This window comes from Acidimicrobiales bacterium, from assembly GCA_035540975.1.
Taxonomy (GTDB): Bacteria; Actinomycetota; Acidimicrobiia; order Acidimicrobiales.
On the sequence record DATLFN010000171.1, the window covers coordinates 17722 to 27082 of the forward strand.

The 9361-nt window shown below is 77.5% G+C and carries 6 protein-coding genes; 2 read left to right on the plus strand and 4 right to left on the minus strand.

Features of this window, described 5'->3' with window-relative positions:
• Positions 1–95 precede the first annotated feature (95 nt).
• Positions 96–800, minus strand: a complete 705-nt coding sequence (locus VM242_16785; GenBank protein ID HVM06811.1) for a hypothetical protein — start codon at positions 798–800, stop codon at positions 96–98.
• Between the two features lie 95 nt (positions 801–895).
• On the opposite strand from VM242_16785, the gene VM242_16790 reads away from it, so the two are divergent.
• Entirely contained in the window at positions 896–1153 is a 258-nt protein-coding gene (locus VM242_16790) for a hypothetical protein (protein HVM06812.1), read from the plus strand.
• Positions 1154–1237: 84 nt separating this feature from the next.
• The gene (locus tag VM242_16795; protein HVM06813.1) at positions 1238–2299 is read left to right on the plus strand and encodes a C40 family peptidase; all 1062 of its coding nucleotides are present in this window, start codon (positions 1238–1240) and stop codon (positions 2297–2299) included.
• A gap of 10 nt (positions 2300–2309) precedes the next feature.
• Here the strand turns inward: VM242_16795 and VM242_16800 are convergent, their stop codons facing one another.
• The 3 genes from VM242_16800 to VM242_16810 all read right to left on the minus strand — a co-directional run.
• Positions 2310–5414, minus strand: a complete 3105-nt coding sequence (locus tag VM242_16800) for a hypothetical protein (GenBank protein HVM06814.1) — start codon at positions 5412–5414, stop codon at positions 2310–2312.
• On the minus strand, positions 5414–5968 hold the full coding sequence (locus VM242_16805; protein HVM06815.1) for an OmpA family protein: 555 nt from the start codon (positions 5966–5968) through the stop codon (positions 5414–5416). The genes VM242_16800 and VM242_16805 overlap by 1 nt, the downstream gene beginning before the upstream one ends.
• Positions 5965–9361 (minus strand): hypothetical protein (locus tag VM242_16810; GenBank protein HVM06816.1); only part of this gene is annotated, 3397 nt, incomplete at its 5' end. The genes VM242_16810 and VM242_16805, both read right to left, overlap by 4 nt.

Genomic DNA, 9361 nt, shown 5'->3' on the forward strand with positions numbered 1-9361 from the left:
GTGGCCGTCGGTGCTCATGGCCCGGCCGGGTCGCTTCCGGCGGCAGAAAAGGGCGAATAGCGCCCCGTTTTGCCGCCGGAAGCGCATCGGGAGGCTCATCCCGCCGAACCCCCGGCGACGCGCAGGCCCGCGCCCGTGTCCGCCGCCTGACCGACATCGGCCGACGTCGCCCGGCCGTCGGCCGAGGGGAGCCACAGGCGGCCCCGGCGGGAGCGGACGGCCGCGCCCCGGCCGTCGGCCACCACCTCGACCAGGCGGGCCGAGAGGTGGCCGGCCCCCCCCTCCACGCCCTCCCACGACGAGGACGCCACCGACAGGCGGACATCGGCGCCGTCCCACCGCCCCAGGGGAACGAGCACCGCCCCCCGCTCGCGGGCCCGGGCGGCCAGGCGGCGGGCGTCCCCGTCCCGCAGCGAGCGCCCGGGCGGGCACACGGCGACCACGTCGAGGCCGTCGAGCAGGGCCGCCACCACCGCCGCCCACTCCCGCCCGGGCGCCGGCACGACGGCCAGCCGGGCGGTGTCCACGCCCGCCTCGGCGGCCGCGGCCGGCCCCAGGGTCGGCACGCCGACGACGGCGCACCACGACCCGGCGGCCGACGGTCCGGCCAGCAGGGCGAGGGCGAGCGACGTCGAGTCGACGACCGCCACCGTCGACCCCCGTCGCAGCCCGCCGCCGGGGAGCAGCCCGGCCAGCGGCGGCGACACCGGCAGCAGCCGCCCGCCCAGCGAGACGGGGCGGACCGACTGGGCAAGGCCGCCGAGGGGCGACGAGGGAAGCGGCGGCGAGGCGAGCGCCATGGGCCTCCCAGTATCGAACGTGTGTTCGCCAACGTCAACCGCCGGGCTCATCCGGGGAGAGCTCCCGGGCCTTGCCGTGTACCATTTCCGTCTGTATGGCGACGTCGGAGCGGATCACCGCCGCGTTGACCGAGACAGCCGACGCCCTGTCCCGGCAGCTCGACGCCGCCCGGCGGCGGTCGGTCGCCCTCCACCGGGGGGGCGCCGACGACGATGCCATCGTGGCCGAGACGGCCCTCGCCGTCGCCGCCGCCAAGGCCCTCGGCTGCATCACCGGATCCGAGTGGGACGACGAGCTCCAGCCGGACGCCGCCGAGGGCCCGGGCGAGCCGTCGCCGCCGGGAGGCAGCTGATCGGCGAGGCGGTCGGGGTGATCGGGTCGAGCACAGAGGGCGAGGAGGAGTGAGCACGGCAGGGGCGACGGGCGTGGCGCAGCCATGAGCCTCGTCACCCGGACCGTGGTGATCGGGGGGACGGTCGCCATCGCCGTGGTGGCGAGCACCACCCTGCGGGCCAGGCAGCTCACCCCCACGGCCCGCATCGAGATCCCCTCCGAGCTGGTCTCGGTCTACAAGGGGGCGGCCCAGCGCTGCGGCGGGCTGCCGTGGCAGGTGCTGGCGGCGATCGGGTGGGTCGAGTCGCGCCACGGCGCCGGGGCGATCGACCACGAGACCGGCCAACTGGCGAAGCCCATCGCCGGCGCGCCCTTCGACGGCCAGGACGGCCGCCCCAGGATCCCCGATCCCAGGTCGCCCGACGGCTGGACCCACCCGTTCGGGCCCATGGGCCTGCTGCCGTCGGCCTGGGCCCAGTACGCCACCCTGGCGCCGGGGCGGCCGGCGGGCGCCACGCCGGACATCCAGAACGCCTGGGACGCCATCTACACCACGGCCGAGGAGCTGTGCGGCAAGGCGCCCGTCATCGTGGACCTGAACCGGTCGATCCGCGGCCACAGCCCCGACCCCGTCGACGTCATGGAGGTGCTCGTCAAGGCGTCGCGCTACGGGTCGGGCGACGAGGTCCCCGACGTCGCCGCCCTGGTCGAGGCCGCGTCGGGCGGCGGCGACGCGGGCGGAGGCGTCGCATCGAGAGCCACCGCAGCGGCGGCACCGAGCGGGAACACGTCGTCCGTCGCGAGGACCGTCGTGCTCGCCGCCGCCCGGATGATGGGCGTCCCGTACGTGTGGGGTGCCGAGTCCCCGACCGACGGCTTCGACTGCTCGGGGCTGGTGTGGTGGGCCTACAAGGAGGCGGGGCTCAGCGTGCCCCGCACCACCGACGGCCTCATCGACGCCGGGCGCCCGATCACCAGCGGCGCCCTCCGGCCCGGCGACCTCCTCTTCACGCGGGGCGGCCAGGTCGTGCACGACTTCGGCCACGTCGCCATCTACGCGGGCGGCGGCCTCGAGGTCATCGCGCCGCGGTCGGGGAAGTCGGTGACGGTCCAGAAGGTGGACCTCGACCGGGTCCAGGCCGTCCGCCGGATCCTGCCCGACTGAGTGACGCCGTTCAGCGGGCGTCGGTGCCGGCGGCGGGGACGGCGGCCGGGTCGGAGCCCAGGTCGGACAGGCGGTACCACCCCATCAGGCGGGAGAGGTCGGCGTCCGAGGTGATGCCCTCGGCCCAGACGCGTCCGAGCGGCGTGGTCGCGAGGAACCGGCGGTAGGCGCCGGTGGCGACGTCGGCGGCCGGGTCGGCGAGGACCGCCCGCCGGTGCTCCCGCAGCGCCTCGCCGGCGTCCCGGAGGAGCGCCGTGGCGCCGGTGGGGTCGTCGTAGCGGCGGTCGAGGCTCATCGCCGTGGCCAGGACGGCCGTGCTCCGGAACGCCCTGGCGTCGAGGTCGTCGGGGCCGTCGAGCACCCGCGCCGCCCGGGCCGCGTAGGCCAGCCGGGTGCGCAGCTGCTCGATGCGGTGGTGGAGCCGGGCGTCGTCGTGGCCCGGGGCCTCCAGCCGGACGAGGTCCTCCAGGTCGCGGACGACGCCGGCGTGGTTCGCCTCGGTGAGGGCCGCCAGCGCCCGGTTGACCCCCACCACCAGCGACGACCACGAGCCGTGGACGGTGAGTACCGCCCGCTCGTCGAGGCACTCGGCTTCGAGCGTCCGCCCGTCGGCGACGGGGAGGGGCGCCCCTCGCTCGGCGTCGTCCGGGTCGCCGGGCCCGGGCTCCTCGCCTCCCGTCACCGTGTAGGGGTTGCTCCGGTAGCGGTCCCGGCCGCCCGACGACTCCTGCCGGTGGCACCGCAGCGTGGTCTCCGTGCCGTGGTCGGGCGCCCGGAGCACGACGTGCACCACCTCGGGATGCTCGTCCCGACCTTCGCGTACGACGTCGACCACGACGACGAACGGGGCGTCGGCGACGATCGCGTCGCGCCGGGGCGGAAGCAGGGGCGGCTCCTCGTCCGCCGTCTCGACCACCCGTACCTTGGCGGGACGGGCCGGCACCCCCTTCGCCGCCGGCGCCCCCTCGTCGACCAGCTGGAGGGAGGAGTGGGTCAGGTCGCCCAGGTGGGCGAAGGCGGCGACCATGGCCTCCTTCACGGTGGCGCCGGTGAACTCGACCTGCGAGAGCGGGCGCGCCCTGGCCGGCTCCACGGTGACGACGACCGGGCGCAGCTCCTGCTGCGCCGCCCGCGTGCGCAGGAGGGCTTCTTCGGCCGCGGCGGCCAGGCGGAGGCGCTCCCGGCGGCGGCGCGCCGGGCGCCACCAGGGGACCCGCCCGCCCCAGGCGTCGTCCGTCCAGCCCCAGCGCCCGCCGCCGAGGCCCTTGCCGCCCGACCCACCGACGCCCGACCCGTGGCGCTGGCGGCGCCGGCCGCCGAGCACGCCCAAGAAGCCGTTCCGGGGGAGCCGCCCGAGGCGGGCGGGCGGCGCCGCGAAACCGCCCAGCCCGAGCACGACGCCCAGGTTGCCGACCGACGCCGCCCACCCGAGGGCGGCGTCCACCAGGAGCCCGCCGTGGACGGGACGGGGCACCGGCGTGGTGGGGAGCAGGGACCAGACGACGCCCGCAGCGGCGCAGGCGGCCGCCGCCACGCTCAGGGCCCGGCTCTCCCCCGCCTCCCGCTCGGGGCCGGGCACGGCGGCGAGGGACGCAGCGGCGTAGGCGAGCCCGGCGAGGGCGACGGCGACGGCGACCGGGCGCTGCTCGAGGAACCCGAGCCCGTCACCCCGGGCGAGGACGACGAGCCCTCCGGCGACGGGAACGCTCACGGCGAGAACGGCGGCGGCGCGGCGCCACGGGTGGCCGGGGACGTCGGGCGAGCGGTCGTCCCCGTCGGCGGTCGGTCCCGGGGCCTCCGCGCCGGCGGCCCGGCGCCACGGGTGACCGGGGACGTCGGGCGAGCGGTCGTCCCCGGCGGGGGTCGGTCCCGGGGCCTCCGCGCCGGCGGCCTCGTCTCGCAGGTCCTCTCCGACCGCCGTTCCGACCACCGGGGCGCCCGCGCCGGCGGCCTCGTCTCGCAGGTCGACGACGAAGGCGGCGGCGCCGGCGTCGTAAACGGCGGGCGGCTCGGCGTCCCGGGGGGCCGCCTCGTCGGCGGGCTCGGGCGGCCGCTCTCCCGGCGGCGGCCGCCGGCCGACGAGCCGGGCGGCGGCCAGGCCGGCCACCAGGAGGACGGGCGTCAGCCGCCCGTGGAGCGTGAGCGTGCGGACGACGTCGGCCGGCCCACCGAGCACGGCCGGCTCCCCGGCGACCAGGTGGCGGTGGCGCCACTGGAACACCGAGTGGTCGAACGCCGCCAGGGCGACGGCGAGGGCGGGCACGACGAGGGCCACCTCCCGGCGCAGCCGGACGGCCAGGCCGGCGGCCAGGCCGGCGAGGGCCACCTGTCGGCGCAACCGGAAGGCGGTGCCGGCGGCCAGGCCGGCGAGGGCGGCCACCATGGGCAGGCCGGCGAAGTACACGGCCGGGTCGCCGCCGGCCGCCGGCACCCGCGAGAGCCCGGCGGCCAGGGGCGAGACGTAGTCGGGGGCCACGTGGGCGGCCGCCGTCGCCAGGCTCGTCCCCACCACCAGGAAGCCGAGCCCGGTGGCCAGGCCGGCCAGGGCGGCATCGACCGGGCCCTCCCCGCAGCGGCCGGTCCCGGTCCGCCACGCGAACACGACGGGCGGCCCGCACACGGCGACGACCTCGATCACCGGGGCCACGTCGAGGGCGCCCGCCCCGGCCACCCGGAGGAGGCGCTCGGCCACCAGCACCGAGACCGTGGCGCCCACCGCGCCCAGCCCGAAGAAGGCAGCCAGGCTGCTGGGCCGGATGGCGGCGCCGCCCTCCGCGGCCGACCCCACGACGGGGTTGCCGCCGCCCGCCCCCAGCCCGAAGAACGACGCCGGGCCGGCGACGCCCACAATGGACGGGCGGCCGGCGAGCACGCCGACCTCCAGGGCGAGGAGGGCCGGCAGCACGAGCAGGTCGACGGCGGCGGCGGCGCCCTGCGGCGCGCCGGGGCGGAGGACCACCCACACGAGGGCCGCCACGGCGAGGACGGCGGTCACGACGGGAAGGGGAACGCCGGCGCTGGCGGCGGGAGGAACGGCGTCGGTGCGGGCGCCGTCCGCCGCGCCCGCGGCGCCCTCGTCGCCCGCCTGCTCGCGCTCGGGCGTCTCGACGGCCATCAGCCCAGCACCACGACCTCGACGCGGCGGTTCTGCTGGCGGTGCTCCGCCGAGTCGTTGGGGACCAGCGGCTCCGTCTCCCCCAGCGCCTTCACCACGAACCGCTCGGCGGTCACGCCGCTCACGCCGACCAGGTAGTCCCGCACGGCGGCGGCTCGCCGCCCGGAGAGCGCCAGGTTGAACTCGGGTTCGCCGACGTCGTCGGTGTGCCCCCGCACCTCGACCTTCGACCCTCCGTAGTAGGCGAGCAGGGTGGCCACCTTCTCGAGCGTCGGCTTGGCGTCGTCGCGCACCTCGGCCTTGTCGAAGTCGAACAGCACCCGCTCGGGCAGCGGCACGACCAGCCCGGCGGCGGACTCGACGGCGTCGAGGTCGTCGATGATCTGCTGCACCTCGGCCGGCTGGGCAGGCGGCGCCGACGTCGTCGTGACGGCGGGCGGCGGCGGGACGGGCGGGGGCGCGGTCGCCGGAGGCCCGGGAAGGGCGGCGGTGCTGACCACGGCGAGCAGGGCGACGACCGGGACGGCGGTGGCCAGGTCGCGGCGCCTGGTCATGGCAGGGTGGTCCACCCGTTGACGGTCGCCGTCCCCCGGTCGAACACCACCCGGGCCCGCAGGGCGGGGCCGGAGAGGACGTCGAGGGTGATGGCGTCCACCCACGCCCGCACCGTCTGCGGCATCGGCGTCGCCGTGAGGTCGAGCTCGACGCGGTAGGCGACGGAGAGGCCACCCACCTGGTTGGCGGTCACCAGCCCGCACGCCTCGAGATCGACCTGGTCCTCCACGGAGGCGACCCCGGTGTGCGTGGGCAGGGTGACGGGGTGCGACGGGCACGGCGTTCCGTTCAGGCTCACGGTGACGATGACCGACCCGATGGCCGGCTCCTCGCGGTGCTTCACCCGCAGGACGGCGGCACCGATGGACGCGTCGGGGGCGAGCGGCGTCGTGAACGCGTTCACCGTCAGCTCGGTCGGCACCGGGTTCGCCGTGTCGATGGTGGCCTCCGCCTCCGTCCCGTCGACCTGCTCGGCCGCCTGCGGGTCGGCGAAGGTGGTGGACGCGGCGCTGCCCCCGATGTTGCCGTTCGGGTAGACGGTGAACACCACCGCCTCGGGCGGGATGCCGGTGACGGGCCGCCGGTTCCCGGGATGGGCGGCGATGCCGAGGCGCAGGACGCGGCCGATGAGACCCCGGGTGAACACCTGGGACTCGACGGCCGCCATGGCGATGTCGAGGGCCGCCGTCGGCGCGTACACCGTGCCGGCGACGGCGAACCGCACGGCGTGGTCGGGAGCCGTCGGCGCCACCTTCACCAGCGCGCAGCCGGTCGTGGGGTACGGGCCCTGCGTCACGCACCCCGAGAGGGGGGTGAACGCGGGCGGGCGGTACACCAGCTCGAGCTCGATCCCGTCCACCTTGGCGGTGGCGGGCGACGAGAAGGCGACGTCCAGCTCCACCCCGTCCAGCCGGAACGTGGCCAGGTCGCCACCCGGCGCCAGCTCGGCCGTGTAGGTGACGCTCATCCCGGCGAGCTGGGCCGGGTCGGTGAGCCCGCACGCGGCCACGTCGACGGTGTCCACGGCCATGGCGCCGGGCCGCGCCGGGATCGTCCGCGGGGTGCAGGTGCTGCCGGGGAACGAAACGGTGGCGGTGACGGGGCCGGTCTGGCCGTCGTCCTGGTGGGCGATGCGGAGCACGGCCGACGCCACGTTCGCCCCCGCCGGCGCAGCGGGGGTGTCGTAGCCGCTGAGGGTCAACGACGCCGAGCCGGGCCCGCCGGCGGCCAGCTCGGCCAGCGCCGGGGCCCCGTCCACGGCGCGGGCGTCGTCGGCGGCGGTGAAGCCGGAGACGGCGCCGGTGGTGGTGGGGACGTGCTTCTCGACCGGCCCGGCCCCGAGGGTGGCGTTGTAGGCCACCGACAGCGCCGACAGCTCGGACGCGTCGTCGAGCCCGCACCCCTTCAGGTCGACCCGGTCGACGCCCGGCGCGCCGCTGCGGCGGGGCAGGGCCGTGGGCGTGCACGTGTGGCCGGGGAAGGTGCCGACGACGCTGACGTCGGCCGGCCCGTCCTCCTGGTGGGTGACGACCAGCCGGGCCGAGTCGATGGCCGACCCGGCGGGCAGGGCCACCCGGCCGAAGTCGCCGAGGGTCAAGGTGGCGGTGCCGGCCCCCCCGGGCAGCGCCGCGTCGGACGTCAGCGCGGTGGGCTGCTCCCCGGCCGCCTTGGCGTTGTCGGGGTTGGTGAACGTGGTCGACGCGGCCGTGGCCGCCCGCCGCACGGTCGGCGGGCGGTAGGCCAGGTCGAGGACCACGCCGTCCACCCGCGAGGTGGCCGCCGCGCCGCCGGCGTCGAGCGTGGCCGTGTAGGTGACGACCAGGCCGTTCAGCAACGAGGCGTCGTCGAGACCGCAGGCCTTGAGGTCGACGACGTCGACGCCGAGGGCGCCGGGCCGGTGGCCGAGCGCCGGCGTGGGGCACGTCGACCCGGCGAAGGGGACCGACAGCGTCGGGGCGCCCTGGTCGCCGTCCTCCCGATGGGCGATGCGCAGACGGGCCGAGTCGACGAACGAACCGGGCGGGATGGCGGGAAGGTCGTACCCGGAAAAGGCCAGGCTGGCCGTGGTGGTGACGGCGTCGAGGGCGGCGTCGGCCGTGAGCGGCGTCGGCACCTCGCCGATCACCTTGGCGTTGTCCGGGTCGGTGAACACCGTCGGGGTGACCGTCGACGCCGGCCGGGCGTCGGGCGGCGAGCGGGACACGACCTCGAGCTCGATGCCGTCCAGCGACGCCGTTCCCGCCACTCCGGACGGCGCCAGCGCGACCTCGTAGCCGGCCGTCGCCGCCGCCAGCTCGGCCGGCGTGTCCAGCCCGCACGCCTTCAGGTCGAGGCGGTGGTCGGTGACGGTCGTCGGGCTGAGCGGGACGACCAGGCCGGTGCAGGTGCTCCCCGGGAAGGCCACGGTGACGGTGGGGGGCGCCAGGTCGCCCTGGTCGCGATGCGCCACGCGCAGCCTCACCGAGTCGAGGATCGTCCCCGCCCGCAGCGGGGGGTCGCCGAGGCCGACGACGGTGAGCCCGGCGGAGGGCGTCGCCGCCGAGAGCGCGGCGTCGGCGGTGAGCGGCGCCGGCTGCTCGCCGATCTCCAGCGCCCGGGGGGCGTCGGCGAACCCGGTCACCGCCGTGGCGGCCCCCGGACGGCGGCTGGTCGGCTCGCGGTACACGACCTCCAGGGCGATGCCGTCCAGCGTCTCGGTCGCCTGCGTGCCGCCCGCCGCCAGCGTGGCCTCCACCGTCACGGAGAGGTCGGTGAACAGGGCGGGGTCGCCCAGGTTGCACGCCGCCAGCAGGTCGACGCGGTCCTCGGTCCCCGCACCGGGCCGGAGCGGCAGGGCGGGAGGGGTGCAACCGCCGGCGGGGGCGCCCGGGAACTCGACCTTCGCGGAGAGCGGCTCCATGTCGCCGGCGTCGTGGTGCGACACCCGCAGGGCGACCGCTTCGACCAGCGCCCCTGCCGGGACGCCGGGCTTGAACCCCTTGAACACCAGCTGGGCGACGGACCCCGGGCCCGGCGCCAGGTCGGCCGTGGCGGCGGCCACCGGCGTCTCGCCGATGACCACGGCGTTGCCGGGGTCGGTGAAGCCGACGACCGTCGGCACCGCGGTGGCCTCGATGGTGTGGGCGTTGCCGGCGGGCGGGGGCGCCATGCCGTACAGGGCGATGGACTGGTCGGCCGGGTCGGGCCTGGCGCACAGCTCCACCTCGCCCTTCTGCACGAGCAGGTGGGAGCCGCCCCCCAGGACGACCTGGACGCCCTCGGGCGGCCCACCGCCGGCGTCGCTCCGGCAGCTGCCCGGCACCTCGACGGCCGGGCGGGCCGGCGCGAGGGGGTCCCACCCACGCGGCGCCCCGCCCACCACGTCGACCGTCGGGTCGTTCACCGTCCACGTC